23 protein-coding genes are annotated in these 26,869 nt (G+C 53.9%); 3 read left to right on the forward strand and 20 right to left on the reverse strand.

The features are described from left to right. The first annotated feature begins 62 nt into the window (after nucleotides 1-62). Together dnaX and KK078_RS24050 are read left to right on the forward strand one after the other, a co-directional pair. A complete protein-coding gene (gene dnaX / locus KK078_RS24045; protein ID WP_254092876.1) occupies nucleotides 63-1,184 on the forward strand; it encodes a DNA polymerase III subunit gamma/tau in 1,122 nt (373 codons plus the stop codon). 254 nt (nucleotides 1,185-1,438) lie between these two features. Next, complete coding sequence (locus KK078_RS24050; protein ID WP_254092877.1) at nucleotides 1,439-1,855, forward strand: hypothetical protein; 417 nt, start codon at nucleotides 1,439-1,441, stop codon at nucleotides 1,853-1,855. Between the two features lie 18 nt (nucleotides 1,856-1,873). Here the strand turns inward: KK078_RS24050 and KK078_RS24055 are convergent, their stop codons facing one another. From KK078_RS24055 to KK078_RS24090, 8 genes are all read right to left on the reverse strand, one after another. Then, nucleotides 1,874-3,082: a 7TM-DISM domain-containing protein gene (locus KK078_RS24055; protein WP_254092878.1), complete on the reverse strand. Its 1,209-nt coding sequence runs from the start codon at nucleotides 3,080-3,082 to the stop codon at nucleotides 1,874-1,876. 257 nt (nucleotides 3,083-3,339) lie between these two features. Next, a complete protein-coding gene (locus tag KK078_RS24060; protein WP_254092879.1) occupies nucleotides 3,340-3,801 on the reverse strand; it encodes a hypothetical protein in 462 nt (153 codons plus the stop codon). Nucleotides 3,802-3,820: 19 nt separating this feature from the next. Beyond that, the gene (locus KK078_RS24065) at nucleotides 3,821-5,401 is read right to left on the reverse strand and encodes a helicase HerA-like domain-containing protein (RefSeq protein WP_254092880.1); all 1,581 of its coding nucleotides are present in this window, start codon (nucleotides 5,399-5,401) and stop codon (nucleotides 3,821-3,823) included. Nucleotides 5,402-5,502: 101 nt separating this feature from the next. Continuing rightward, the gene (locus KK078_RS24070) at nucleotides 5,503-6,435 is read right to left on the reverse strand and encodes a DUF3078 domain-containing protein (protein ID WP_254092881.1); all 933 of its coding nucleotides are present in this window, start codon (nucleotides 6,433-6,435) and stop codon (nucleotides 5,503-5,505) included. A gap of 52 nt (nucleotides 6,436-6,487) precedes the next feature. Beyond that, nucleotides 6,488-6,901, reverse strand: coding sequence for a response regulator (locus tag KK078_RS24075; protein WP_254092882.1), 414 nt, complete (start codon nucleotides 6,899-6,901; stop codon nucleotides 6,488-6,490). A gap of 142 nt (nucleotides 6,902-7,043) precedes the next feature. Continuing rightward, nucleotides 7,044-9,020 (reverse strand): LysM peptidoglycan-binding domain-containing protein, encoded by a 1,977-nt coding sequence (locus tag KK078_RS24080; RefSeq protein WP_254092883.1) that lies wholly within the window; start codon nucleotides 9,018-9,020, stop codon nucleotides 7,044-7,046. A 23-nt stretch (nucleotides 9,021-9,043) separates the two neighbouring features. Next, the gene (locus KK078_RS24085; protein WP_254092884.1) at nucleotides 9,044-9,685 is read right to left on the reverse strand and encodes an O-methyltransferase; all 642 of its coding nucleotides are present in this window, start codon (nucleotides 9,683-9,685) and stop codon (nucleotides 9,044-9,046) included. Nucleotides 9,686-9,719: 34 nt separating this feature from the next. Beyond that, nucleotides 9,720-10,952 carry a M16 family metallopeptidase gene (locus KK078_RS24090; protein ID WP_254092885.1) on the reverse strand — a complete coding sequence of 411 codons (1,233 nt, stop codon included), beginning with the start codon at nucleotides 10,950-10,952 and terminating at the stop codon, nucleotides 9,720-9,722. A gap of 183 nt (nucleotides 10,953-11,135) precedes the next feature. Here KK078_RS24090 and KK078_RS24095 point away from each other — a divergent pair, with 183 nt between their 5' ends. Next, nucleotides 11,136-11,390, forward strand: coding sequence for a hypothetical protein (locus KK078_RS24095; RefSeq protein ID WP_254092886.1), 255 nt, complete (start codon nucleotides 11,136-11,138; stop codon nucleotides 11,388-11,390). Between the two features lie 3 nt (nucleotides 11,391-11,393). On the opposite strand, the gene KK078_RS24100 is transcribed toward KK078_RS24095, so the two are convergent. The 12 genes from KK078_RS24100 to KK078_RS24155 all read right to left on the reverse strand — a co-directional run bounded on the left by KK078_RS24100 (nucleotide 11,394) and on the right by KK078_RS24155 (nucleotide 26,869). After that, complete coding sequence (locus KK078_RS24100; RefSeq protein WP_254092887.1) at nucleotides 11,394-12,257, reverse strand: nucleoside phosphorylase; 864 nt, start codon at nucleotides 12,255-12,257, stop codon at nucleotides 11,394-11,396. Nucleotides 12,258-12,274: 17 nt separating this feature from the next. Further along, the gene (locus tag KK078_RS24105) at nucleotides 12,275-12,913 is read right to left on the reverse strand and encodes a NeuD/PglB/VioB family sugar acetyltransferase (protein WP_254092888.1); all 639 of its coding nucleotides are present in this window, start codon (nucleotides 12,911-12,913) and stop codon (nucleotides 12,275-12,277) included. Between the two features lie 51 nt (nucleotides 12,914-12,964). Beyond that, nucleotides 12,965-14,236 carry a hypothetical protein gene (locus tag KK078_RS24110; protein WP_254092889.1) on the reverse strand — a complete coding sequence of 424 codons (1,272 nt, stop codon included), beginning with the start codon at nucleotides 14,234-14,236 and terminating at the stop codon, nucleotides 12,965-12,967. Next, the gene (locus KK078_RS24115) at nucleotides 14,233-15,528 is read right to left on the reverse strand and encodes a DUF2851 family protein (protein ID WP_254092890.1); all 1,296 of its coding nucleotides are present in this window, start codon (nucleotides 15,526-15,528) and stop codon (nucleotides 14,233-14,235) included. Before KK078_RS24115 ends, KK078_RS24110 begins: the two co-directional genes overlap by 4 nt. Before the next feature lie 72 nt (nucleotides 15,529-15,600). Next, on the reverse strand, nucleotides 15,601-16,176 hold the full coding sequence (locus tag KK078_RS24120; RefSeq protein ID WP_254092891.1) for a chemotaxis protein CheB: 576 nt from the start codon (nucleotides 16,174-16,176) through the stop codon (nucleotides 15,601-15,603). A 7-nt stretch (nucleotides 16,177-16,183) separates the two neighbouring features. After that, nucleotides 16,184-17,017, reverse strand: coding sequence for a CheR family methyltransferase (locus tag KK078_RS24125; protein WP_254092892.1), 834 nt, complete (start codon nucleotides 17,015-17,017; stop codon nucleotides 16,184-16,186). A gap of 6 nt (nucleotides 17,018-17,023) precedes the next feature. Beyond that, nucleotides 17,024-17,395 carry a response regulator gene (locus tag KK078_RS24130; protein WP_254092893.1) on the reverse strand — a complete coding sequence of 124 codons (372 nt, stop codon included), beginning with the start codon at nucleotides 17,393-17,395 and terminating at the stop codon, nucleotides 17,024-17,026. A 12-nt stretch (nucleotides 17,396-17,407) separates the two neighbouring features. Next, complete coding sequence (locus tag KK078_RS24135; RefSeq protein WP_254092894.1) at nucleotides 17,408-21,010, reverse strand: response regulator; 3,603 nt, start codon at nucleotides 21,008-21,010, stop codon at nucleotides 17,408-17,410. Between the two features lie 69 nt (nucleotides 21,011-21,079). Further along, nucleotides 21,080-22,675: a sensor histidine kinase gene (locus KK078_RS24140; RefSeq protein ID WP_254092895.1), complete on the reverse strand. Its 1,596-nt coding sequence runs from the start codon at nucleotides 22,673-22,675 to the stop codon at nucleotides 21,080-21,082. Nucleotides 22,676-22,883: 208 nt separating this feature from the next. Beyond that, a complete protein-coding gene (pyrF, locus tag KK078_RS24145) occupies nucleotides 22,884-23,705 on the reverse strand; it encodes an orotidine-5'-phosphate decarboxylase (protein ID WP_254092896.1) in 822 nt (273 codons plus the stop codon). 9 nt (nucleotides 23,706-23,714) lie between these two features. Then, complete coding sequence (locus KK078_RS24150; RefSeq protein WP_254092897.1) at nucleotides 23,715-24,356, reverse strand: LolA family protein; 642 nt, start codon at nucleotides 24,354-24,356, stop codon at nucleotides 23,715-23,717. A 29-nt stretch (nucleotides 24,357-24,385) separates the two neighbouring features. After that, nucleotides 24,386-26,869, reverse strand: coding sequence for an FtsK/SpoIIIE family DNA translocase (locus tag KK078_RS24155; protein WP_254092898.1), 2,484 nt, complete (start codon nucleotides 26,867-26,869; stop codon nucleotides 24,386-24,388).

Raw genomic sequence — 26,869 nt, forward strand, 5'->3', positions numbered from 1 at the left:
TTTCCAAAAGTTTGAGCCTTGTGTTTTCAAGTTCAGACTTCTCCTTCTATCTTGCGGGCCGCATGGAGAATTTTGTTGTTTCGGCACGGAAATACCGCCCCACGGGGTTTGACGAAGTGGTTGGGCAAGAGCACATTACCACGACGCTCAAAAATGCCATTGATAATAATAAGCTCGCCCAGGCACTGCTGTTTTGCGGTCCCCGGGGTGTGGGTAAAACCACTTGCGCACGGATCGTGGCCCGTCTGATCAACGGCTTTGAAGAACGCACGGAGAACAACTCCCTGAATATCTTCGAGCTGGATGCAGCCTCCAACAACTCCGTGGAAGACATCCGGAACCTGATCGACCAGGTTCGCTACCCTCCTCAATTCGGCAAATTCAAGGTGTACATCATCGACGAGGTGCACATGCTCTCGAACGCGGCCTTTAACGCGTTCCTGAAGACGCTGGAGGAGCCGCCGTCGTACGCCATCTTTATCCTGGCGACCACGGAAAAACACAAGGTGATCCCAACGATCCTGTCGCGCTGCCAGATCTTCGATTTCAATCGTATTCAGATCAGCGACATCGCCAACCACCTCAAGAAGATCGCCTCACACGAGGGCATTCCGGCCGAGGACGAAGCACTGCACCTGATCAGCCAGAAAGCCGACGGCGCCCTGCGCGACGCGCTCTCCATCTTCGACCTGATGGTGACCTACGCGGCGGGCAAAGGCGTGACCTTCAAGAGCACGCTGGCGAACCTCCACATCCTGGATTACGACTACTACTTCCAGGTTGTAGATGCGTTGCTGACGCAGAACCATACACAACCGCTCATGCTGCTGGACGAGATCCTGCGCAAGGGATTTGACGGCCATAACTTTATCGTGGGCCTGAGCGAGCACCTGCGCAACCTGCTGGTGTCGCAAGACGCCCGCACGGTGAACCTCATGGAGGTACCCGACAGCGTGAAGAAAAAATACGCGCAGCAGGCACAGACCTCTCCCCCGTCGCTGTTGCTGACGTGGCTGAACCTGGCCAACCAGTGCGACATTCAATACAAAGGCAGCAAGAACCAGCGTTTAACGGTGGAACTCGCGTTGATGAAGATGGCGCATGTGGGTGCTGTATTAAAGGCTGATCAGCTTGCTGGCAATGGACTTACCGATGCGGTAGGCTTAAAAAAAAAATTAGTATAGAGTCTGACGAAGACTCTTCCAGCACTGAAAACACAGCCGCCGCGGCCACTCCGACCGCCCTCCCCACCACGACAACATCTGCTCCAACTTCTTCCGCTCCCGCGGCACAGTCGGCAGCACCCGCCCCCACGGCACCACCCGCGGCGGAAAGCACCGGGGATGCCGGCGTCCAGGCGCCTACGCTGAAACCGAACTACGCCGAGAAGTCGCGCTTCCAGTCTTCCCCCAAGACGACGGTAAAGCTGACAAGCCTGTTGAAAGTGGAACCCAGGAAAGAAGCCTCCGCCAATGACGCGCCGGTGGAAGCCGACCAGCCTTTTACGCCAGAACAGCTGCAGAATGTATGGAACGAATTTGCCGAGCAGCGCAGGCACCTGCCCGCCGAGTATCAGCTGCTGACGCAACCCTACGACTTTACCCATCCCGTTATTACCGTACACCTTCACCACCTGGTGCAGGAGACGATGCTGAACAATATCCGCCTGCAACTGTCGGCGTTTATTCGCGAGCGGCTGAAGAACAACTCGATTCAGATCGTGACAAAGATCGTGGAGATCGAAGAGTCGCAGCGGGTGTTTTATACGCCACGGGAGAAGTTCGATCACTTGCTGGAGAAAAACCCCGTCTTGCGCGAGATGAAAGACCGCCTGGGGCTGGACACCGACTTCTAAGCCGGCCCGGCATACGCCTTATTTCTTGAAGAAATCCTCGTAGGTAAGCACCTGTTTTTCCCCCCGGCTCTTAAACACATTGAGGTGGTACAACAGTACGACCGTTGTCAGTAGGAAAATGAGCAGATAGCCGATACTGAGAAAGATATAATCATACACGCCGCCCTTGTTATAGGCCACGATGTCGTATCCAAACATGGCCACGCCCGTGACGATGCTGCCCACCATATACCAGGCGCCAGCCTGCTCAAACAGCAGTGCGCGAATGGCTAACACGGCCGCATACGCCAGCACGCAGGCCGCTACCGCCAGATACAATCCCACCCACTGCGAGTATACCAGCGCGGACGTTAAAAGCGTGAACAAGGCAAAGGCCACATTCAATACCACGACGATGTACGGTATCAGCTGGTGGCTGAGCTTCTCGAGCAACGCATGCAGGAACAGGGCCGCCCAGGCAATACCCGAATAAAGCGTGAGGTACTCGATACGCACCACCCACGACCACGGCATGGAGGGAAAGAACGCTGTGACCGGATATACGTTGGAGAACCACGCCCGGGCGCCCCAGCTTAGGCACAGGAAAGCGAAGTACAGCACGACCCGTTGCCGGCGCACCATGAACAGTATAAAAAAACTAAGGGAGAGCACACTCAACACAGCCGACTCAATGACGGAAGCGGTAATGGCATAAAACGCATGATCGCGGATGTTGGTAGACAAGCCCAGCATGATGGGATCTTTTATACCGCCTTTGTAGTGATGGAAGTTGGCGATCTGCAGTACAAGCACCAGCGTATCGGCAGGATCCATGGAAATGACGCCCGCCTGGTGGACCCATTGCGGCACGGTGGTTTCTTTCTTGTCGGAAACGACCCCGGCCGATGCGATCTCGAGGCCGTTGGCCCAAAGTGTATAACAGCTATAGAGCTGCGGCACTTCGACCGCCAGCTGATGAATGGTATCGGGTAATAAGACCTTGAGCTGATAGGTGGTATATCCCTGACCTTTACCGTCGGAGGTCGTCTCGTTCCAAAGCTCGGGCAGATAGTGGATCTGGCCCTTTTTGGTACGGGCTTCGCGGGGTGTTATCAGTTCGTTGGGATAGTGCGTCCAGTAGCCGGTCAGGGCGAGGTTTTGATCCTGGAAATTCCAGTGACGGGCATCGAGCACACCGCCTTCTGCCCGAACGGTCGATTGCGCCACGGCGCTCTGCACCATGGCCATACATACTATGACTAAGCAAATAATACGATCCCTCACCATACAGGCAGTGTATAGATTAATTAAACATGTAATGAGGGAATAGCTGAAGCATTTGAGGTCACTTCAGCAAGACAGGTTTTAATCGAGGTAAAGGTACTAAAGAAAAGTCTTCCCGTGTGGTAGACCGCTAAAAAGATGTCACCTTTCGTGTAAATACCGGAATAATCCGGGATATGGGTAATACCGGTTGCAATGGATGTTTGCCCTGTTGCGGTGATTTATTGGTCCTCGTCGACAAAGAGGCCCCATCCGTCACCTTCCTTTTTGGCCTGGTGGAAGGTTTTGATCCAGGCGCGGAATAATACCCGAAAGGTTTCGATCTCTTTGCGGAGCAGCACCAGGTATTCTTCGGGAAGGACTTCTTCGAAGATCAGCGAGGCGGCTTGCGCCTGCAGGCTCCGGGCATGGATCTTGACGATGGTGGCATTCTCCATCTTGAGGATGAAGTCATCGACGGCTTCGGCACTGGCGATCTTGGCGGGAATGACGATGGAGTCTTCGAGCATGATGTTGCTGTGGATCATCTTTACCTCCTCATCGTCGATGGAGTCGATGATCCGGCGCGTCATGTCGCGTATCTCTTCCGCCTTCTGGAAGATGGGCAATGCCTCCATGCGCCTCCGCTCTTTCTCGGGGTCAAACTCGGCGTCGCCGTCTTCCGTGTCATCGTCTTCCCACATGTGCTCGTGGATCGCGTTATCAAAATATACTGTTGCGGCGCGAACGCGATGTGCGGGGCGCCGATCCGAACAGCATGCCAAATATACCGCGTACTACCTCGCGCCCTACTTGCTTCGCCACGGGTGACGCCATGACTTCTTCGAAGGTGGATTTCTCACGGCGCGTGGACGTTGTGCGCCGCGCCGGTGCCTCCGCACGTTTTGCCGTTTTCTTTTCCGCCGCTTCCTGTTCTTCGGCTTCCTCCTGCAACGCTTCCATACGCTCGGTCAGTATTTCAAACGCGCTCTGCGGATCAACGGGATCTTTATACTTTTTGTACAGATCCGACTGCCCCAGCAGCTGATTGTACTCTTCTGTCGTAAGCGGCCCCATGAATGATGCCGGCGGCGAGAGGTGTGCCACGACCGTCTCTGTGGGGATACCCTTCTCGTTCAGCACGGTAATAAAGGCCTGGCCGGTGCCAAGCTGTGTAAACTGCTGCTCCATGTCGTAGAAGGCCGACTTGGGAAAGGTCTTGATCGTTTCGCGCAAGGCCTTGGCATCGTTGGGGGTAAAAGCCCGGATCACGTGCTGCACGCGGTTGCCGAGCTGCGCGAGCACGGACGCTGGTATATCCTGTGTCACCTGCGTACAAAAGAATACCCCCACACCTTTGGAGCGGATGAGGCGGATGATCTGGTCGATCTGATCCAGAAATACTTTGGGAGCGTCTTTAAACAGCAGGTGCGCTTCGTCGAGAAAGAACACCAGCTTGGGTTTGTCGAGGTCGCCGGCCTCGGGCATGCGCTGATAGATCTCTACCAGCAGCGCCAGCAGGAACGTAGAAAATATAGCAGGCTGGTGCTGCACATCGGATACGTTGAGTAAACTGATAACGCCGCGGCCGTCTACCTTCTCAAAGAGATCTTCGATATCGAACGATGTTTCGCCGAAGAGCTGATCGATACCCTGCTGCTCGAGGGCGACAATCTTGCGCAAGATGGTGCTGGCGGTGGCCGAAGAGATCTTGCCGTAATCACTTTTGATCTCGGCCGCACCGGGACCTTCCGTCAGGTGGTTGAGTACCTTCTTCAGGTCTTTGAAATCGACGATGGGCAACGACTTGTCATCAGCATATTTGAAGAGAATGTTCAGCACCCCCGACTGTGTTTCGTTCAGCTCCAGGATCTTGGCGAGCAAGGCGGGGCCGAACTCTGTCACGGTGGCCCGCATTTGCGCACCCAGTTTGCCGCTGAGCGAGTATAGCTCTACCGGAAAGCCCGTAGGGGTATAGTGGATACCGATCGCCTGCGCGCGCTCGGTGATCTTGTCGTTCACGAGGCCTTCCTTGGCCATGCCCGAAAGGTCGCCCTTCATGTCGGGCATGAACACCGACACCCCGGCCGCGGAGAGCTGCTCGGCCATGAGCTGCAGCGTGCGGGTCTTTCCAGAACCGGTAGCCCCGGTGACCAGGCCGTGGCGGTTCATCATACGCAGCGGCAGGTTTACTTTGGCGGCTCCGCAAACCTCGCTCTGATAAACGCCGGCGCCGAGACAAATAGACGGCAGGCTGGTGGTGTACGCTTGGGTGATGGCTTCAATGAATTTCTCCTGAGACATAGGAAAGGACAAGTTTTACGCAATTTAAAACTATCGGATCAGGCGAAAAGAAAAAGGCCCGGAGTTTTCAGGCCTTTTCCATGCTTATGGAGGGGTGTGCGCTATTTGGGATCCGCGTAATTTTGGAACGTGTAGGCAAACCCGAAGTTAAATAACTGGCTGACCTGCGCCCCGCTGTCCTGGTCGTAGTCGTAAAGCAGAATACCCCCCAGGCCCACGGTAATAAAACGGTTGACCTTGGCATTGAACATGAGGTCGAGGCGGTGGTCGATGGTCTTCAGCTCGAGGGTCTCATAGTTAGCATACATGAGGTAGCGCCACTTGAAGTTGAGGTTGGTGGCTATGTTCTTGTCGAACTCGGCCAGCATCTGAAAGGCCAGCCACTCAAAGCGGGTAGTCTCCCCTACCTCCACGCCATAGGGTGCGATGGAGTCTACCGCGTCGAAGCGGCCATTGTTATCGTTCACGATCGTAACGCGCGGTGCGAAGGGTGACACACGTACTTTAAAATAGGTAGTCGGGTGATATTCAAGACCCCAGGCCGAGGTGGCGTATGCCGGGGCGAGGAAGTCAGAGATGAGCGAGGCTTGTTCGAGGCCGGCGGCATCTTTGTCGTATTTATAGCCGGGGGCGAACTGCGACAGAAAGTTGAGGGAGGTGAATACGTCCCAGTACTTACTGATGTTGTAGCCGTATTTGGTATCGAGGAAGATGCGGTCTACCGTCTTACGGTAACCCTGGCCGCTGTTCTTCACAAAGCCGTGAAGCAGGTCGATCTCGTTGTCCCACGTGTCCCGCCCCTTTTTGTAGCCGGCCTTGTAGTTGAAGGCAGCGTTAAACCCGATGGAGTTCACCCCGCCGGCCTTCCAGTTGGAAGAGAAGGACGCCTGGTTTACGTTGGCGTTAAAGAGGAGCTTCTTTTTCCAGGGCGAGAGGGTGTCGGGCTTTACAATCTGCCCGATTACGGGTCCGGATAAAAGAAGACAAAAAATAAACAAAGCCAGGCTCAGGCGTGCAAACACATCCTTTTTCATACTGTAATGGGTTTTGATCGAAAATTATCAATTAAAACCGTACCAGGGAAACTCAGATATTGTTTAGTTTGATCTCGTCCAGCGCAACTTCCGTCAGCGGTTTGGTGATAAACTTAATGACGTGATTGTTGTTTACGATCTTATCGATGTCGCGCTTGTTGTCCGAGCTTGACAGGATGATGACCTTACACTTGTTGCGCACCAGTTCGTTGAATTTCTCGAACTCGTACAGGAATACAAAGCCATCTACGATCGGCATGTTGATGTCGAGAAAGATCAGGCTGGGCAGGTTGTCGGGAATGTTTTGATTTTCACGCAAGTAGTCTAATGCTGCCTTTCCGGATCCTTTCACTTCCACACGCTTGGCAAACCTGGTGATCTCAATGATACGCTTGCTGATAAAGTTATCAGTGTCGTTATCATCCACAAGCATTACCAGGTCTATGGCTTTAATATCTGTTTGCATCAATGGTCAGGTAAATCTGTCTACACATCCTTTAATATAACACGAATCACAAAAATATCCTTTTTTGCAATATTTGAGAACCCGTAGCACAATTTCCAGAAAAGACGTAATAAATAGGGGAAAAAAGTTAAAAAAAGGTTTATCACTTTTGCTGGATCCGAAGCTTCTCTCCCACCGACAGGGAGAAGTCTTTTTTGTTGTTCCACTCCATCAGCTCCTTGATTGTCACGCCATACTTGCGGGCGATCCCGTACAATGTGTCGGTGGCTTTCACCTCATGAGTCACCTCGGTCACAGGCGTATTGGTTGTTTCAACACCCGCTGCCGCGGCGGGCGCTGGTGTATTCTCGACAGCCGGGACCGTGTCTTTGAGCCGTAGTACCTGACCCGGCTTGATGCTCTCCTGCAGGTTGAGGTTATTCAGGTTGACCAGGTCCATTACCCCCATGTTGTATTGACGGGCAATGGCGTAGAGGGTCTCCTTGGGTTGTATGGTGTGTGTATCAGGCACAGTTATCACCACGGGTTCAGTCGCAACCGGTTTCACCGCCGCGCTGTCAGCCGGGGCCGGTACTTCCACGCGCGCTGGCAGCAATACCTTGGCCGAGTCGATGGCTTCGGTCGCAGCCCGGGCCGTGTCTGCCAGCGGTGCCGACGCGCTATCCACGGATTGTATAGTGTTTACGGACACAGGTGGTGTAACCGCAGCCGGCACCTCCGTCCCCGTGGCGGGCGTGGGGGTCGTTACAACCGTAACCGGTGTCGTTGTTGTGACGATCGGCGTCTGAGTTTTGCCTTCGGTGGGGTCTACACCCCAGGCAAATGTTTGCGATTTGTCGATTTCGATAGGCCTCGTATCGGCCGGTATCTTATCGGCGTCTTTTGGCTTGCGCGCAGACAGCCACAAGGTCATACCGGGCTTGAGATCACGATCAGACTCGATGCGATTATACCGTTTGAGCTTCTTCACCTGCACGCCGTACTGTTGACTGACACTCCACAGATTATCCCCAGCCTGTACGGTATGATATGCTTTGTCGGCACGGGCGCGCTTCTTACCTAACAGGTATGTCCGACCGGCGACGAGAGAACCCGCATTGTCCAGATCGTTCCATTTCATAAACGCTCCTACCGCTACGCCTGCACGCCCAGCCAATTGAGCCGCGCCTTCACCTTGCCTGGCTTCTATGACCGGGATACCGTTGACCTTGCGACGGGTCTCTTTTTGAGCCGAAACAGATGTACTATTTTTGCCCGTCTCACCAGCTTTTGAAGCTATGGTATTGTCCGGTAACCGGATTTCTCCGGTATTTCCCTTCACAGGAATGACGATCACATAGGTACGATCGCTTGGAATGTCGCCCGATTTCGTCCATTTATTATATAGCTTCAGCTCCTCTTCGTTGACCGATACCTCCTTGGCAAAGTCGCTCAGGGACGTCTTGTTTTGACTATCGTAGGTCAGCGCTTTGATCTGCCCCTCGCCTTTGACCATGTCCTCGAAGGCCACTTTGTGCGCCAGGTATTTCTTTACGTACCAGTATGTCTTGCTGGTGATCTCCATGCTGCGGGCACCGGGCTGACTGTCTTTCTCGCTGCGCATAACGGCACCGGCCCCCATTTGGTAAGCTTGCAGCGCATAGATCCAGTTGTTAAAGTAGGTATTGTTCTTTTTGAAGTAACGCGCGGCCGCGCGGCTGGAAGAAGCGATGTTCATGCGTTCATCGATCTGCTTGTCTACACGCAGGCCCATCTCCATGGCGGTAAAGTCCTTGAACTGCCAGAAGCCGACGGCGTTCGATACAGACACAGCATCGGCGATCAGCGCGCTCTCTTGCAGGGCCAGGTATTTAAAGTCGTCGGGTACATTTTCTTCCGCAAAGATCTTTTCGATGATCGGGAAATAGGTCTTTGCCCGTTCTACTTTAATATTGTGATGCCGGGGTGATTGGGTAAGCGCATCTACATCCTTCTGTATTTCGCGGCGTGCATCATCGCGGATCGTCAACGTGATGCCGGCGAAGGCCATCTTGTGCGGAACCTGAGGTGTCGGAGTCGTCGTCTGCGCCGCTACGGTATACGATACCGCAAAAAATAGCGCGAAGAGTGATCGCATCATAGTCAAGAAGAGATTAAAAAGTTTTACAAAGATACTTTTCTCAACAACATAATACCATCCCGAACCGGAAGAAGTACGTTTTCCACCCGTGGATCGGCATGGATCTTTCGATTAAACTCCTGTATGGCCCGGGTGTCCTTGTCTGTTTTCTCGTCCAGCACCTTGCCGTCGCGCAGCACATTGTCGGCCAGGATAAATCCGCCGGGGCGTACTTTGCCGATCACCAGATCGTAGTACTTGCTGTAGCGCTCTTTATCCGCATCGATAAACACCAGGTCGAAGACCTCGTCGATGCCGGGAAGGAGTGTGCCGGCATCGCCGATCCGATAATCGATGGCATCTTGTAATCCCGCGTCGGCAATGTATTTCCGCACGCGTTCTTCCAGCTCTTCGTTGATATCGAGCGTGATGACCTTGCCCTGCGGCGCCAGTCCTTCTGCCAGGCACAGCGCAGAGTAGCCGGTATACGTACCGATCTCGAGTACGCGATCGGGACGGATCATGGCGCTGATCATCGCCAGCAGTCGTCCCTGCAAGTGCCCGGATAACATGCGCGGCATCATCACCTGCGCATGCGTGTCGCGGTTAATGCGTTTCAGCAGCGGGTTCTCTTCGCTGGTATGTTGCTCGGCGTATTGTTGGATGGCTTCGTTCAGGATGTTCATGGGGGTGTCTGGTCTGGCTTCGTGGCGGCTCCGTTTACGCAGGAAGCATGGTGAGGTAGCTGAGCCGCTTTTCGTTAAATATATGGTGAGCTACCTCCTGCAGTTTTAACGACGTAGTACGGTCGATCATATCAAACACCTCTTCTAATTTGGGCACGCGGTTATAAAGCAGCACGCTGCGCCCCATCATGAGCATGAGGTTGAGGTTATTCTCTTCCGACATGGCCAGTTGGCCTTTGATCTGCTCCTTCGCAGCCGCCAGCTGTGGTTTCGACAGCGGCTTCTCACGGAACTTCTCCAGCTCCTTTTTCACCAACGATATACACTTATCCAACTGGCGCGGCTCCGTACCAAAGAAGATGGCAAACATGCCGGTGTCTGAATAAGCCGTATAGTGCGCATCAACCCCGTATACCAGGCCGTGACGCTCGCGTAGCGACAGGTTGAGGCGTGAGTTCATGCCGGGGCCTCCCAGGATATTCGTCAGCACATAGAGCGGTATGCGGTGGTCGTGGTGAATGGGGTATGCATCGCCGCCGATGGCGCACTTGGCTTGTTTCACCATGCGCCGCAACTCCTGCTGTGCCGGCTTGTAATGGGCGAACTTCTTACGACGGCCGTTGCCACCGGCAGCTTTAAAGCCGCCGATGTATTTGTGCGCCAGGCGCTCGGCTTCTTCGAGTGTGATGTTACCCACACACGAGAAGACCACGCGCCGGGTATGAAGGTGATCCCGGAAGAACGACACGAAGTCTTTCTTACGGAAATTGCGAATGGTCTCTTCACGGCCCAGGATGTTCATGCCCATCGGGTGGTTCTTATAGATCACCGCCTCGAACTCATCTTGTAACGAGTCCTCCGGGCTGTCATGATACATCGCCATTTCTTCGAGAATAACACCTTTCTCTTTTTCGAGTTCCTTCTCGGGAAAGACAGAGCGAAAGGCGATGTCGCTCAGTACATCCACGGCCCGCTCGAAATATTCGCGGCGTGCCGAGGCGTAGAAGGCGATCTTTTCTTTATCGGTATAGGCATTGAGCTCGCCGCCCACGGCGTCGAGGCTGGTGATGATGTCGAGGGTATTTCGCTTTTTGGTGCCTTTAAAGGCCATATGCTCCCAAAAGTGAGCGATGCCCTGGTTGTCTAATGTTTCGTCACGGCTTCCGATGTCAAGGATCAGTCCACAGTGAACAATGGCTGTCGACACGATCTGCTGGTGAACCACGCGGATGCCGTTCGACAGGGTGAAAACGTTGCAATCTCTCATAATGCTATTCGGTGCGAATTTAATCGTTTTGCGCAGCCTTCCACAGGATAGCCGCAATGGCTTATAACCCGTCCCAGGCGCGGACAGTTCCGCCCGGCTCCGGGCGAACATGAGGCATTCTTACCCCGTTTCCAGGCTGTTTTTGCGGAAATTACTGGCATATCCTTTGACATCCTGCCTGTTATGGAAACCTACAAAGTAAAGACCTGCTTCACCATTACGTTTACGGATGAGCAGTACACACGCGCCAGATACTATGTGGAGGACATGAAACGCCACCCCAACCGCATTTTTTGGCGCGGCAAGGAGGGAAAGTCCGATGATGAGCTGATCATCGAACAGATTGCCCACCGCATCCTGTCGGGCTTTTACCACGACGACCCGATGGCAGCGTCCAAGCATATCATGCGTATGGATAGCTCTGTACAGCTGAAATAACTGTCAGAGGCTGTCGAGCACCTTTTTGATAAGGGGATCGATGACCTTGTTGGGGTCCTTGGCGAACTTGTTTTTGACGCGGTTTGCGATGATGGCGTTTACGCTAAGGGCCTCGTGCCCCAGCAGCCGGGCCATGGCATAGTAGCCGGCGGTCTCCATTTCAAAGTTGGTGAGCCAAAAGTCGCTGGCCTTGTGGTGGTAATAATACAGGTCCTCCAGCAGGCGTGGATATTTGATCGGTGCACGTAAAATGCGCCCCTGTGGCGCGTAAAAGCCAGGGGTAGTTACCGTATTGCCGATGATCATGTCACCCCTGAATTGCTCTTGCAACGTTTGCGACCCGCGAACGACGTATGGCTGGAAGGGCAACCCGATCTTTTCCTGGATGTCCCGGGCAAACGCCTCCTCCTGCTCGTCCAGGGTGAGGTTATAAAAATGCATAAGGCTGTCAAAACCCACGGCATAGTCGGTCACCAGATGTGAGCCGACAGGGATGTCCTCCTGAAGTGCCCCCGATGTGCCGATGCGAATGATCCGCAGTTTTTTGCGCCGGCCCCTGGGCTCGCGTGTCTTCAGGTCGACATTGACAAGCGCGTCGAGCTCCGTGAACAGGATCTCGATGTTGTCGGTGCCCATGCCGGTACTGATGACCGTGACTTTCTTTCCTTTATAGGTGCCGACGTGTGTGATGAATTCGCGCTTGTTCATCTCGAACTCAACGTCGTCGAAGTGCTCACTGACGCGGTACACGCGGCCGGGGTCGCCGACCGTAATGATCGTTTCGGACAGGTGTTTAGGCAGCAGGTTGAGATGGTATACACTGCCGTCGTCATTAAGGATCAAATCGGTCTCTGAAATCCTGGCCATACCTACGCCTGCTATCGTCAGCTTCCTACTTTTTGCGCGGGATTTCCAAATACAGTTTCGCCGGCCTTCACAGGCGCTACGACCACCGAGCCGGCGCCTACGCGGGCTCCCTTGCCGATGGTGATACCACCGACCACTGTTACTCCCGCGCCGATGAAGGCTTCTTCTTCTACCTCTGTGCCTGCACCCAACACCGTACCCGCGCCGATCTGCACAAAGTCACCCACCTTTACTTCCGGGCCAATGATCGCACCGGCCTGTATGAGGCAGTGGTTGCCGATGCTGGTGCCTGCGCCGATCTTTGCGCCCTGGTCTATAAAGTTGCCGTGGCCCATATCGGCCGAGGTAGCGATGATGGTGGTATTATGCACACCGTTGACAGGCTGCACGTGACGTACGTCTTGCAACATCTTGACAATGTTCTTACGCAGCTTGTTGTCGTCCAGCGCTACAAAGGCTTCGCACTTTTTGCCGATAAGCTTTAGAAAGCCGTCGTCGTCGGTAGCGCCCAGTACGCTTACATTGTCGATCTCGGTGTTGTGTAGCTTCTTATTATCATCCAGGAAACAATACACGACATTTCCGTTCCCTTCAAAGATCTCACGGGCGGCACGCCCCAGTTGTGTTGCACCAAAAATAATAACCGGATTTTCCATAATAACAGATCAGATGGCAAAGGTAGGCGGATCGCTATACTTACCAAACGGTTACTTTGAACTTTGTAGGAAGCGAAAGATCCGTGTGATCCACACGTTGTCCGCGCATACCAGCAGCACCAGGAAAGGAAGGAAACCTACGCGGTAACGCGACAGCGTACCGAAGTTAGGGGTGGATAAGGTCAGAAAAACACATAATAGTACGGTATATACAACGATTGAAAGAACCAGCAGGCGGTGTGGCGATCTCGGCAACGTGCGCAAGTGCCGTAAGGACATGAGTATCAATACGGCGAGCACAATATTTTCAATCGCTACCGCAACCTGAAAGAATGTGTGGGCCTCCCACACCCACGGCCTGAACAGCCCCGTGAGCAGCGCGGCCGGGCTATGACGCAATACACTGGCCAGAGTAGGTTCCAACGATGGAAAATGTGCCATGTCGTTTGCCTCCGACAACCGCTGAAAGGCCTCGTAGTTTTCGGTTATGACCGACAGGAAACGCTCCGGGTAAAAGTTGGGGTGCAGCTGGCTCAGCAGCACGGCCGGGACAATCCCCAGCGCAATCCAGACCGCTACCTTACTGATCGGGCCCGCAGACGGCATACGCGGCAACAGGAGACGTCGCATGACCAGCGCCGCGCAGGCAACGGGTAGGAACACGGCAAGGTAATAATACTTCAGGCTCCACAACATCCACAGGGCAAAGGCCACTAGCCCCACGGTTAACACCGACAACCGCTGCCGGGCCCACACCTGCAAGCTTATCGCCACCAGGAAATACAACGACGCCAGGGCAAGGCTTTCCTTGATGATGCCAGACGTCCAGAGCACCGCGGTAGGCCAATACAACAGTGCCAGCACGGCGGCTGCACGTGCCGGAGGCCAATAGCGGCTTACCACCGTGGTCAGATGCCAGGCGCTCCAAAAGGAAAGCATGGAAAAATACCACGCTACGGCCATATATCGATCGTGCGTGAGCAGACAGAACAGGCTGACGATCTTGCTGAGGAACAACGCACGCGGCTGTGGTAGTCGCAACTGCGACCAGACGTCAAACGATTCATCGCCACTCCACAAAAAGCGCACGTACACAGAAAAGTTCGTGCGTGCCTCGCGGGCGAGGGTAACGCCATCCCGGAAAAAGCCCCACGTGTCGCCGCCGGCGTAGTAGTAAGTATAGATCCACCCCAGCACTGCGCCGGCGGCCAGCTTGAGTATCCAGGCCGGCCAGAAGTATCTTTTGATCGTAGGGTCCGCGCGCTTCCACAGCAAAAAGGCAAGTGCCAGAAGCACCACTCCATGGGCGGCGGTTATGATCATTCTCTACGCGTTGGGTTTAACAGCGAAAATCCAATGTTGCAATCTAAGCATCTTCGCTTTAAACAGAAATTATTATGCAGCCCCAGTAGCGCTTGCGAGTCAAAGGCCGAACCACAGCGCATGCCCACGGCCGTCCAACGGGTTACGATGTGATTCTCTTCGGGGTTCATGGCTTGTAAAAGATCCACGGCCTTGTCGACGGCATCATCTTCGTCATGCAGGCGTCTGTAGGCCGCTACCAATGGAGCCACGGTATTGATGATAATGTTCTCTACACTGGCCTGGCCAACGGAGGGCACGGACGCATCGCCCGCAAGCTTACCCGGCAGGTAGTGATGCTGCCAGTACGCCGACTGTTGCACGCTGAATAGCGCCTTCAGCACGCGAACGTCCTTCCCCTCGAGTATTTGAGAGAACAGATGCTTCTGCGCAAACAGCAGTGCCGCCAGTTGGGCAATCCGCACGGTGGGGAAGTTCGCGGGCCGCAGGCGCAGAAACCGCCACTGTGCGCGGCTCAATTGCCGCGGCATCAGGTTGTACTTGGCGGCCAGCACACTGTACTCGCGCCGGAGCCGGGCCATATATTCGTCTTCGGGCTGGCGCCCGGTTAAGAAACCAGCTTGCCCAAACAGCAGCGCTTCGACCTGTTCCAGCGAGTGGCGCTGTTTAAGTATGACTTTATAGGGCAGCCCGTGTGCCAGCTGCTCAAACGGCTCACGGTTGATCTTGAACCCGAAATTTCGGACCAGCAGTTGATAACAGGTTTCCTCCCAATCGCCATTATTCCGGGCGAGACGCTGCAATACCTCCTTTGCCTTTACCTCGAGGCGATCGGCTACCGTTCGATCTAACATATTCAGCACGGTAAGAGACGGCACCCGCGGCAGCGAAGGGGCACAGGGAATAGGCTCACTACTATTAACCAGCCGCCGGTACCGCCAAACGATGTCGTCGTCCACGCGCCTGCCCAGCTCGAGCGTAGGCAGGTGTGTGCCGTCGTGACGCTGCACCGGTTTATCTTCCCGCCACACCACGTGCAGCACGACATTATTATACGCCGCATCTTCATCGTGATGATGACTGCGCCAACCCGATGCATGTATATGGATTTCTACCGCACCCACCCAATCGATGGGACCTATACGCACGCGCGCCTGCTGGAAGTCCGGCCCCGCATGATGATTTAAGTAGCCCGGGTGTATCACCTGGACCGCTTCGCCTTGCGTGGTATAAAGTTCTTGTTTATTAAAATACTGATACTGCCACAGGTAGTGGATAAAAGATTCTGACATCGTTTTATAGCTTAAGACAACTCACAACGAGTTACAACTTTCCTTTCGGTTTTTCAACCGTTTCCCCAAAATTTATCCCCTCCCCGACCGCAGGCAATCCATCAATACATCCATATTGTTATCATGCAGGAGTAAATCTACAGGAAGCTGCTCGGTGGCTTGCTGTGGCATATACGATACCTCCGCAGACGCGGGATCTTGTACAACGATAAATCCACCTTTGTCCCGCGCCGCCTTCAACCCGCGAACACCGTCGGCATTGGCTCCCGACAATAAGATACACATCAACGATTTACCATATATATCTGCCGCAGATTCAAACGTAACGTCGATGCTCGGGCGGCAGAAGTTCACCTTTTCGGAAACATCCAGCGAGAGCGTATGATCCTTCTCAATTAAAACGTGATAGTCAGCCGGTGCAATATAGATCACATGGGGCCGGATGGGATCCTTCTCATCTACTTCCTTGACCTCAAACTCCGTGCGATGCGACAACAGCTCGATAAGTGTCGTATCTTCCGACGACCGGCGGTGAAACACCAATATCACCGACACTTGCATGTCCGTCTTTAAGTGTGGCAGGATCTGCAACACCATGGCCAGGCTTCCTGCAGAGCCGCCTATGACGATGATATCAAACGGAGCCATAGCATCTTTACTTAATTTTACGCCAGATCTTCTCTTTGTTCGCCACCTGCCGGTACTTATGACTGATCGATGAGAACTTCAACGTCTCTTTTGATCCCAACGCCAGGAACCCCAGAGGCTCAAGACTATCGTCAAACAATTTCAATGCCCGCTCCTGCAGCTCCTTATCGAAGTAGATCATGACATTGCGGCACAGGATCAGCTGAAATTCATTAAAAGAGCTGTCGGACACCAGGTTGTGATTGGCAAGGATGATCTTTTTCCCCAATTGCTCGTCAAACTTGGCCGCGTTGTATTGCGCGATGTAGTACGATGAGAAGTCATTCTTACCGCCGGAGAGTATATAGTTCTCGGAATATCGCTTCATCTGGTTCATCGGAAAGATGCCGGCGCGCACCTTCTCTAACACAGCCGGATTGATGTCCGTAGCGTACAGCAACGACTTGTGCAGCAACTGCGCCTCCTGCAGCAGAATGGCCATGGAGTATACCTCCTCCCCCGTCGAGCAGCCGGCATGCCAGATGCGGACCAGCGGACTGGTGGCCAATACCGGCAGGATCTCTTCCCGCAACGTACGGTAGAATTGCGTATCGCGAAACATCTCGGTCACGTTTACCGTGATCTCCTCCACAAACCGCTTGAAGTATACATCGTCGTTACGCAGCCGGTAACGGAACTCGGCAAAGCTCAGGAACTTGTCATTCGCCACAAGCCGGTTGATCCGACGCTTGAGCGATGCGCGGGAGTAGTTCATAAAGTCGTATCCATGTACCTCTACCAGGTCGTTCAGTACGATCTCAATTTCGCCGTCGGAAAGGTCTAACAAGGCTTCGGAGTTCATGACAAATTAAGGTAGGTAGCGATGTAACAGCGTGAAGAGTTCATCGACATGGATGGGTTTTGAAATGTAGGCATTGGCGCCTGCCTGTATACACTTCTCCCGGTCGCCTGCCATGGCCTGGGCCGTGACGGCTATCACGGGAATGTCGCTACGGGTACCGCTGCGGATGCGCGACAGCGTTTCATAGCCGTCCATCTCGGGCATCATCATGTCGAGCAGCACGATGCCGATGGCCGGCTGCGACTCCAGCAGGTGCAGGCCTTCCGTGGCGACGGTGGTGGTCAGACAGGCAAAGCCACGCGACTTTAAGACCGCCGTCAGCGCAAAGATATTGCGGCTATCGTCGTCGATCAGTAATATTTGGAAAGGTGCGTTCATCGCCATACCCGGTTATTTGCGTCCTTTTTCATATAACCACACCCGCAGCAACGACAGCAGCTGGTCGATGTCCACGGGCTTGCTGATATAGTCCGATGCACCGGCGTTGATACATTTGATGCGATCACCCGTCATGGCTTTGGCCGTCACCGCCAGCACGGGTATATCTTTCAGTACGGGGTCTTTACGAATGGCGCTGATCGACTCGTAACCGTCCATTTCCGGCATCATCATATCCATCAATACAATGTCCGTATCCGGATGGGCGTGTAGCTGGCGCAGGGCATCTTTGCCATCCACGGCCGTAATGACGTTCATCTGGTATCGCTCCAGCGCTTTGGTAAGCGAGAAGATATTGCGCATGTCGTCGTCGGCGATCAGCACGGTCTTATTGCGCAGCACTTCGTCGAGCGCGCCCAGTTTGTGATACTTGGGCGGCGCGGCCTTCTCCTTATCCTCCGACTCCATAAGGTGGAGGAACAACGATACCTCGTCGAGGATGCGTTTGTACGAGTTGGCGGTCTTCACCACGATCGAGTCGGCGTATTGTTTGATGCGCACCTGCTCGGGTTGCGACAGGCTCTTGCCGGTGAAGATAATGATCGGCAGATTTTCCAGGCCGGGAGTTTTCTTTACCGCTTCCAGTGTTTCATACGCTTTCTGATCGGGTATGCCCATATCGAGGATCACGCAGTCCACCCGCTGATCACGCAACGACTGCACGGCGTTAAGCACATCGTTCTTGATCTCCAGGTTGAGGTCGAACGTTTCGAGGAAGTAGGCAAGCGCCTTGGCGTGTTTAGGGTTCTCTTCTACGATGAGTACTTTCTTCGGATGGTGCGTCAGCACATATTCGATCTTTTGGAATACATCCGCCATCTTCTCATAAGCCACCGGCTTATTGATAAAGTCGACAGCGCCTTTCAGGAGGCTCTCGCGCTTCACCTCGTGCGACGACATGATGTGCACCGGTATGTGCCGTGTGCGCGTATCCTCCTTCAGCTCGCTCATGACCTCCCAGCCGCTCTTGATGGGCAGCTGAATATCCAGCAGGATACCCACCGGTAGCAGTTCCTTGGCAAGCGATAACCCTTCGTCACCACGCACCGCTACCACGCCCTTATACCCCCGGGCACGCGTATAATCCAGCAGAGCCTTGGCGAAGTTCACATCGTCTTCAACAATGAGGATGGACTTGTCGCCCTGACGTATGGAATCGCGATCGTCGGGAATACTTTCAGGTATATTCTCGCTGATGTAGAGTTTCTTCTGCGCCATCGGGGCCTCTTTCGGTATAGGCGGAAGCTCCTCGCGATGGCTTTCCTGTTTCGTGCGTTTGATCGCCGCCGCGCGGGTAGACGGTATAAGCACCGTAAACTCGCTGCCCTTTCCTTCTTCGCTACGCAGTTGTATCTCGCCGCCCAGCAGCTTGGCCAGCTCGCGGCTGATCGAGAGGCCAAGACCCGTGCCGCCATACTTACGGCGCGTGGACCCGTCTGCCTGCTGGAAAGCTTCAAAAACCATTTGTTGTTTGTCTGGCGCAATGCCGATGCCCGTGTCACGCACCACAAATCTCCACCATGTGTGGTCCTGCTGGGCAGTACCGATCTCGAGTGTTACCGAGCCCTGCGCGGTGAACTTAATGGCGTTGGAAATGAGGTTGCGCAGGATTTGCTCCAGGCGCAGCTTGTCGCTCTCCAGTACTTCGGGCAGCTCCGGACCGAGGTGTGTAATGAATTCGATCTGTTTATCTTGTGCAACGGCGCTGAACAATGCCTTCATGTCCTGAACCACTTCGTTGATCGAGAGAGATTCGTACTCCAGCTGCATCTTGCCGGACTCGATCTTCGAGAGGTCGAGGATCTCGTCGATCAGCGACAGCAACCCGTTACCCGAGCTTTGAATAACGCGTGCATATTCCACCTGGTCGGTAGACAGGTTGTGGTCCTGGTTCTCCGACAACAGCCGTGACAGCAGTAGAATGGAGTTCAGCGGTGTGCGCAGCTCGTGCGACATGTTGGCCAGGAACTCTGATTTATAGCGGGCGCTCTGCGTGAGCTGCTCGGCCTTTGTCTGGATCTCGACGTTGCGCTCGGTGATCAGCTGATTGCGTTCTTCGAGCAGGCGGCTGCGCTCCTCCAGCTCCTGGTTCGCCTGGCGCAACTCCTCCTGCTGTACTTTCAGCTCCTCTTCCGACGCCTGCAGCTTTTCGGCTTGTACTTCCAGCTCACTGTTGAGGTTTTCGAGCTCGGTATGTTGTGTACGCAACTCTTCAGACTGTGCCTGCGTTTCTTCCAGCAGTTCTTGCAGACGCTTTCTATTCTGCGCACTGCTGATCGCAACGCCGATGTTATGGGCGCTGGCTTTCAGGAATTCGATATCCCGCTCGGAGAACGATTGCAAAGTAGCCAGCTCGACTGCGCCCTTTATATTATAGCCATCCAGCAGCGGCAGCGCGACGATGTGACTCGGCTTCGCCTCACCAGCCACAAAACTGACGCTAATGTTGCCCTCAGGGATGTCCTTTAGCTCCAAGACTTTTCCATTCACAATAGACTGCCCCACAAGCCCCTCTCCAGCTTTCAGGCGTTGACGCAGCTTGTCGGGCAGGTAGGCAAAGCTCGCACAAGCCTCCAGGCCGTCATGCTCGCGAAGGTAAAGCACACCCGCATGAGCCTGCGTATAGGTTGCCAGGTATTCTATTACCTGGCGGGTGAGCGCCTCCAGCGTTTTATCGCCCAGCATGGTATCGTTCAGACCGGCCAATCCCGTTTGCCGCCATTCGTTGTCCGTCAGCTCGTTAAAGGATTCCTCCAGCGCGCCGGCCATCTTGTTGAGAGAGACCGCCACGGCGCCCAACGCGTCGCTTTGCTGGTCGGTGACACGAACGTCATAGCTGCCCCCCGCGATCTTGTCTGCAATACTTTGAATGATCTGAATGCGGCGGGAGATTTCCTCATCCTTTTGTAGCAGCTCCTGCTGCAGCTGAACGCGCTGCTCGAAATCGCCGCTCACGCGCGTATAGAACATCACCGTGATAAGCAATGCAATGATGGCGCCGGCAAGGATCAACGGTGGCGTAAAAGATGCAAATCGGTTCATGTCAGACGTTCGCTCCTGCAGCAGGTCCCGCTCCAATTGTTCCATGCGTTCCACCAACGCACGGATCTTACCCATCGTCTCGCGGCCGGCGTTCAGGTTTTCATTTTTGATATCAGTATGGTTGCGCTTCGCCACTACGCTGACTTCGAGTAGCCGGAAACGCTCCGTGACGAGCTCGTCCAGTTCTTTCAGATTTTGCTGCTGTTCGGTGTTATCGGCGGTCAGCATCTTCACACGACTGAATGCGCCCTTGGCCTGCACCTCGGCATTGCGATACGGTTCGAGAAAGCGCTCGTCTCCCGCAAGCAGGTACCCGCGTTGACCCGTCTCGGCATCGACCATCGCCGAGCGTATGCCATCTAATTCGATAATGACCTGGTTGGTATGGTTCACCGCCTCGGTGCTGGTCAGGAGATTTTGAATGCTGATAAAGGAAGCCGTCGAAGAGACGATCAGGATGACGAGCGAGGCGCCGAATCCGATCAGGAGATTTCTCTTATAACTATTTTTCATGGAAACGTCGTATTCAGGTAAGTCAGGCAAGATAGGGTGATGTATACGTATTCTTCAATGTAGTATATATTATATATTCAGATGTTCCAGGGCCTCGACGGACGCGGTCTGCCGCACGGGAAAGACCATGATAAAACAAGTCCCCTGCGACTCGACACTCCGCGCGGCGATCAGGCCGTAGTGGCGATCGATCACTTTCTTAACAATAGCCAGGCCGATGCCGGTGCCCTCGTACCGCTCGGAAGTATTGAGACGCTGGAAGATCTCGAAGATCTTCTCGGCATAGTCTTCACTAAAGCCGATGCCGTTGTCCCGTACGGTGATCCGACAGTAGTCGCCATCGGGCACCGCGGCAGCATCGACGGCCTTTTCGGCGACATGCTCGGCCGTGATCTCGATGTGGCACGGCACGTCCTTGCGCGCGAACTTCAACGCATTGCTGATGAGGTTCTGAAACACCTGCCGGATCTGTACCGGAATTACCTCCAGCGTGGGCAGCGGGCCGGCCGTGATCGTGGCACCCTTCGCCCGGATGACGACCTCGAGGTCTGTCAGCAAGCGTTCAAGCACGCCGTTGAGGTCTACTATACTGAATGCCGTCTCGCCTTTGATATTCGAGTAGTCCAGCACGTCGGCAATCAGCTTGCGCAAGCGCTCGGCAGAGAGGTTGATCTTTTCCAGGTAGCCTTGCGCCTGAACAGACGGCGGAGTATACTTTTCATTCAGGAGGTTGCTGAACACCTGGATCTTGCGCAGCGGCTCCTGCAAGTCGTGCGAGGCGATAAAAGCAAACTGCTGCAGCTCGTAGTTACTCTCTTCCAGCTTTTGGTTAGCGTGTACAAGCTCGGTAGTGCGCTCCTGCACGCGTTTCTCCAGAAGTTGAGCGGCGATCTTTTGCTCATGGATATCGGTAAGGATGCCTACCCATTTAGACGCGATGCCGTGGTGTTTGACAGGCGTCAGGTACAGCACATAAAACCGGAAGGCCTCTGTACCAAGCTTTTTAACCTTTACCTCGTTGACCTGCTGATGCTGGGCGCGAATGGCTGTTTTAATATATTGACGGATGTCCCCTTCCTCACATTGAGGAAATTCATCCCTTCTCCCGGCAAATTGATACCAGTTTTGGTTAACAAATTCCACATTTCCATCAAAATCTGTGGTAAAGGCAACCTGGGGAATAGACTCCAAAATGGACTCCAGCTCAGCCACATTGTCCTTTAAACGGCTTTCGGCGCGCTTACGGAATTCAATTTCGTCACGAAGCACACGGTCCATTTCCTGCAGGCGCCGGGTTTGCTCCGAAAGCTTGTAAAAGGTTTTGATCTTCAGTAGCAGAATGTCCGGGTCAAACGGCTTCGTAACATAGTCGATACCGCCTGAGGCATAGCCCTTGGTAATAAACTTCTTGTGCGTATTGACCGCCGAAAGAAAGATGATCGGAATGTCCTTCGACTTACTGTAGCCGGAAACAGCTTCTGCCACCTCAAAGCCATCCATGTCGGGCATTTGCACGTCCAGGATGATGAGTGAATACGTATTCTTCAGAATTTTTTTAAGCGCCTCTTCGCCAGAGTTGGCCGTATCGACATCAAACTTATGAAGATCCAGCAGCGTCTTTAACGAAAATACATTTTCCTGATTGTCATCGACAATGAGCACCATAGTTTCAAAAATAGCAGGAAGTCCAGACCAGCCGATCGCAATAACGGGTAGCCACCCTTCCCCGGGTTCATCACAGTCCTGCGCGCATGCAAAAATCATTCCCGCCTCAAAACAGAATGAGTGTGTTCGCTCTTGCTCTCACACTCACGCTGTTTTTCTTCGCTCTCACGCTATTTTCGTGAGAATGGATCTGCTACAAATGATGGTACTATTTCCCGAGAATGCTATCGAGCAGGTGGTGCATCGCTTGCTGTACTTGCTGCGCCTCCGCACGGGCACGGGTCGTAAAGTCCTTGTCGCCCGAAGCGTAGAGAATGGCGCGTGAAGAGTTGACCAACAACCCGCATTGCTTATTCATACCATAGCGCGAGGTCGCCTCCAGGTCGCCGCCCTGGGCGCCGATGCCCGGCACCAGGAAGAAGTGGTCAGGGGCCAGGGCACGGATGCCCTGGATCTTATCAGCCTGCGTCGCGCCGACCACGTACATCAGCTGGTCCGGCGAGCCCCACTGCTGCGAGCGCAGCAATACTTCCTCGTATAGCTTACGGCCATTGGCCGATTCGATCAATTGAAAATCGCTGGCGCCGGCATTGGATGTGTGCGCCAGCAAGATAACCCACTTGCCCGCAAATTCCAGGAACGGCTTCACCGAGTCTTCACCCATATACGGCGCTACCGTAATGGAGTCGAAGCGCATCTGACTGAAGAACGCCTGCGCGTATAGCGAAGAAGTATTACCGATATCGCCGCGTTTGGCATCTGCAATGGTAAAGACGTCTGCAGGAATATACTCCAGGGTCTTCTGAAGGCTCTCCCACCCTTTCGGCCCCAGCGCCTCGTAAAAGGCAATGTTGGGTTTGTACGCCACGGCAAAGTCGTGTGTAGCGTCAATGATCTGGCGGTTGAACTCAAAGACAGGGTCTTTCTCCGCCAGCAGGTGGCGCGGTATTTTTTTGAGGTCCGTGTCCAGGCCTACACACAGGTAGGAGCTTTTCTTCCGGATCTGCTCAAAGAGCTGTTGCCTGTTCATGAAGCAGTATTAACGAAGATCAACCACCGCTACGTCCGGATGTTTCTTCGCATCGAAGGTAAAGAAAGTGTCTTCTACTTTGACGTTGGGCGTAAACTTGGTGATCGAGTACTTATAGCGGTTGCCTCCTTTGTCAAACAGCGTGAAGCTTTGAATGATCTTCTCCTTTTTGTTGATGAACATCTTCACCTTGAAATATTGAGCGTCCTTTTTTTCAGGAACAAGATCGATCTCCTCACACATCACACCGTTCTCCACCTTGTCTTGCAGATAAAGATATTTGAAACCCTTCTTGTAGATCTCGTGCATTTTAGAAGGATTCACGTCTTCCGAGCTGGGATCGTAGTTGTCGATGTTGACCTCTTTGGCTTCGGGCAGATACGTCCAGATAGTCGCGCCGTTGTTGATGACTTCCTGTTCGGGCAGGGCCAGGCGGAATTTGTTCCCCTTTACCGTGATCTTGCCTTTAAATTCTTCGCTGATTTTTTCAACGTCATTGGTAAGAGTGTAGGAAATATTGGCCTCAAAGGACGGAATGGATTTGTACTTTTTACTCATGGCGTCAAGTGTTTCCAACGCTTTAGGATCGTACTGAGCGGATACGGTTACCGCCAAAATCATCGCCAGAAAGGCTAAAATCGTGTTTTTCATTCGTTGTTCGCTTAAATAATGCTGCAAAATTAAGATTGACTGTGTTTTTCCTTTAACGCCGTCAATAATTGTTCCAAACTCACTTCGTCGACGATCAATACTTCGCGCGCCTTGCTGCCCTCGAACGGCCCCACAATGCCGGCCGCCTCGAGCTGGTCAATGAGACGCCCCGCCCGGTTGTACCCCAGCTTGAGCTTGCGCTGGATGAGCGATGTACTGCCTTGCTGGTGCATGACGATCAGGCGTGCCGCATCTTCAAAGAGCGCGTCACGGTCAGACAGATCCACGTCCGCTGCGCCGCCCTCGTCGTCGCCCTCGTATTCAGGCAGCATGTATGCGGAGTCGTAACCACGCTGAGAACCAATAAATTCCACCACCCGCTCGATTTCGGGAGTATCCACAAAAGGACACTGCAGACGGATCACATCCGAACCCGACGACAACAGCATATCCCCCTGCCCCACCAGTTGGTCGGCACCGCCAGAGTCCAGAATGGTACGGGAGTCGACCTTGGATGTTACACGGAACGACAAACGTGCCGGGAAGTTGGCCTTGATCACACCCGTGATCACGTTCACCGACGGACGCTGCGTGGCTACCACCAGGTGAATGCCGATAGCACGGGCCAGCTGCGCCAGACGGGCAATCGGGGTCTCCACCTCCTTGCCCGCCGTCATCATCAGGTCGGCCAGCTCGTCAATGACAAGCACGATATAAGGCAGGAAGCGGTGTCCCTCCTTCGGGTTGAGCTTCCGCGCGATAAACTTGGCGTTGTATTCCTTCAGGTTACGCGTCCCGGCGTCTTTGAGGATTTCATACCGGTTCTCCATTTCTATACACAGCGAATTGAGCGTGTGCACCACCTTCTTGGTGTCGGTAATGATAGCCTCCTCACTGTTGGGCAGCTTAGCCAGGTAGTGGCGCTCAATCTTGCTGAACAGCGACATTTCCACCTTTTTGGGGTCGACCAGCACAAACTTGAGCTGCGACGGGTGGCGCTTGTACAGCAGCGACGCCAGGATAATATTTAATCCCACCGACTTACCCTGACCGGTCGCACCGGCTACCAGCAAGTGAGGCATCTTGGCCAGGTCGATCACCAACACCTCGTTCGAGATCGTCTTGCCCATGGCCACCGGCAGTTCCTTATCGGTTTTGGCAAACGCCGCGGAACCGAATACCGAACGCACGCTCACCATCTCACGGTTCTTATTCGGCACCTCGATACCGATCGTTCCCTTACCGGGGATCGGCGCAATGATCCGGATGCCCAATGCCGACAAGCTGAGGGCGATGTCGTCTTCCAGGTTTTTGATCCGGGAGATCTTGATACCGGCATCCGGCACGATCTCGTAAAGCGTTACCGTCGGGCCAATGGTCGCTTTAATGCTTTGGATGCCGATCTTGAAGTTCACCAGCGTCGCGACGATCTTGTCTTTGTTCTGGTTGAGCTCTTCCTGGCTTACACCGGCTTTGCCGGTGTCGTATTCGTTCAGCAGCTCAAGCGTGGGAAACTTAAAATTGCTGAGGTCGAGGGTCGGATCGTATTCGCCCTGCTCCTCCACCAGCTTCTCAGCCAGTTCGTCAGTTTCGAGTGTCTCCTCTATAATAAATTCCGGCTCGTCTTTCTTGGCCTGTATCGGCTCGGGCCGCTCCACCTCGAGTGTCAGCTCTTTGGGTTTGTTCACCGCCGGTGCCACCGGGGGCGGCTTTACCAGCACGATCGGCTCCGCCTTCTCTTTCTCTTCCTTCTTGCGCTCGGGCCAGTTGTCTTTCTCGTCGGTGTACTCCGGCGCCAGCGGCCCTTCTTCTGCCACCTCCTCTTTCTCTTCGTCGTCGGGCAGAATGGCATCGTTGCCCATCGGCTTGGGATCCTTGGGCTGGAAGAGCGGAATGGCGGTTACGTTAAAGTAGAATATAATAAAGACAAACAGCGACAGGATCAGCAGCAGGAACGTGCCCCATCCAAACATGCTGTCACTCAACACCGCCATTTGAAATCCAAAACCACCCCCGAGAAAGCTCCATTCGCTTACGCCATCGTTGATCATCGTCATATAGCCCAGCAGCAGGCACAGCCACAGACCCGAGAAGATGGAGAAGATCGTAAAAGAAAATATGCGGACCAGCTCGCGGTTGAAGATGATCTTGAAACCCACCAGGAATGCCAGGGGCGGAAGAAAGAAGCCGGCAATGCCGAACCAACGGAAGATAAAATAATGAGAGGCGACGGCACCCCATAACCCCAGCCAGTTGGCCACTTCGCGGCCAGACTCCACCACCGATTCTTGCGTCGCTTCGACTACGCTTTGATCGGCCTTGCCCGTAAAGAGATACGAGAACATGGACAGGAACAAAAAGATACCTACGATCATCAGGAAAAAGCCGGTGGCGAGCTTAAACCGCGGATCTTTTATAAATGCAAACGAAAAACGGGACGACTTCGAAGCTTTCCCCTTCTTCTCCTTTTCCGGTTTCTTAAAGGTGTTTGACTTATAGGTGTTTTGTGCCAT

Origin of the sequence: Dawidia soli, assembly GCF_018598185.1 — a bacterium.
GTDB lineage: Bacteria > Bacteroidota > Bacteroidia > Cytophagales > Cyclobacteriaceae > Ohtaekwangia > Ohtaekwangia soli.

Coding starts and splice junctions, on each gene's coding strand:
- dnaX (WP_254092876.1), top strand. CDS start 63: ATGGAGAATTTTGTTGTTTCGGCACGGAAATACCGCCCCACGGGGTTT.
- KK078_RS24055 (WP_254092878.1), bottom strand. CDS start 3,082: ATGGCCATGGTGCAGAGCGCCGTGGCGCAATCGACCGTTCGGGCAGAA.
- KK078_RS24060 (WP_254092879.1), bottom strand. CDS start 3,801: ATGTGGGAAGACGATGACACGGAAGACGGCGACGCCGAGTTTGACCCC.
- KK078_RS24065 (WP_254092880.1), bottom strand. CDS start 5,401: ATGTCTCAGGAGAAATTCATTGAAGCCATCACCCAAGCGTACACCACC.
- KK078_RS24070 (WP_254092881.1), bottom strand. CDS start 6,435: ATGAAAAAGGATGTGTTTGCACGCCTGAGCCTGGCTTTGTTTATTTTT.
- KK078_RS24075 (WP_254092882.1), bottom strand. CDS start 6,901: ATGCAAACAGATATTAAAGCCATAGACCTGGTAATGCTTGTGGATGAT.
- KK078_RS24080 (WP_254092883.1), bottom strand. CDS start 9,020: ATGATGCGATCACTCTTCGCGCTATTTTTTGCGGTATCGTATACCGTA.
- KK078_RS24085 (WP_254092884.1), bottom strand. CDS start 9,685: ATGAACATCCTGAACGAAGCCATCCAACAATACGCCGAGCAACATACC.
- KK078_RS24090 (WP_254092885.1), bottom strand. CDS start 10,952: ATGAGAGATTGCAACGTTTTCACCCTGTCGAACGGCATCCGCGTGGTT.
- KK078_RS24095 (WP_254092886.1), top strand. CDS start 11,136: ATGGAAACCTACAAAGTAAAGACCTGCTTCACCATTACGTTTACGGAT.
- KK078_RS24100 (WP_254092887.1), bottom strand. CDS start 12,257: ATGGCCAGGATTTCAGAGACCGATTTGATCCTTAATGACGACGGCAGT.
- KK078_RS24105 (WP_254092888.1), bottom strand. CDS start 12,913: ATGGAAAATCCGGTTATTATTTTTGGTGCAACACAACTGGGGCGTGCC.
- KK078_RS24110 (WP_254092889.1), bottom strand. CDS start 14,236: ATGATCATAACCGCCGCCCATGGAGTGGTGCTTCTGGCACTTGCCTTT.
- KK078_RS24115 (WP_254092890.1), bottom strand. CDS start 15,528: ATGTCAGAATCTTTTATCCACTACCTGTGGCAGTATCAGTATTTTAAT.
- KK078_RS24120 (WP_254092891.1), bottom strand. CDS start 16,176: ATGGCTCCGTTTGATATCATCGTCATAGGCGGCTCTGCAGGAAGCCTG.
- KK078_RS24125 (WP_254092892.1), bottom strand. CDS start 17,017: ATGAACTCCGAAGCCTTGTTAGACCTTTCCGACGGCGAAATTGAGATC.
- KK078_RS24130 (WP_254092893.1), bottom strand. CDS start 17,395: ATGAACGCACCTTTCCAAATATTACTGATCGACGACGATAGCCGCAAT.
- KK078_RS24135 (WP_254092894.1), bottom strand. CDS start 21,010: ATGAAAAATAGTTATAAGAGAAATCTCCTGATCGGATTCGGCGCCTCG.
- KK078_RS24140 (WP_254092895.1), bottom strand. CDS start 22,675: ATGGTGCTCATTGTCGATGACAATCAGGAAAATGTATTTTCGTTAAAG.
- pyrF (WP_254092896.1), bottom strand. CDS start 23,705: ATGAACAGGCAACAGCTCTTTGAGCAGATCCGGAAGAAAAGCTCCTAC.
- KK078_RS24150 (WP_254092897.1), bottom strand. CDS start 24,356: ATGAAAAACACGATTTTAGCCTTTCTGGCGATGATTTTGGCGGTAACC.
- KK078_RS24155 (WP_254092898.1), bottom strand. CDS start 26,869: ATGGCACAAAACACCTATAAGTCAAACACCTTTAAGAAACCGGAAAAG.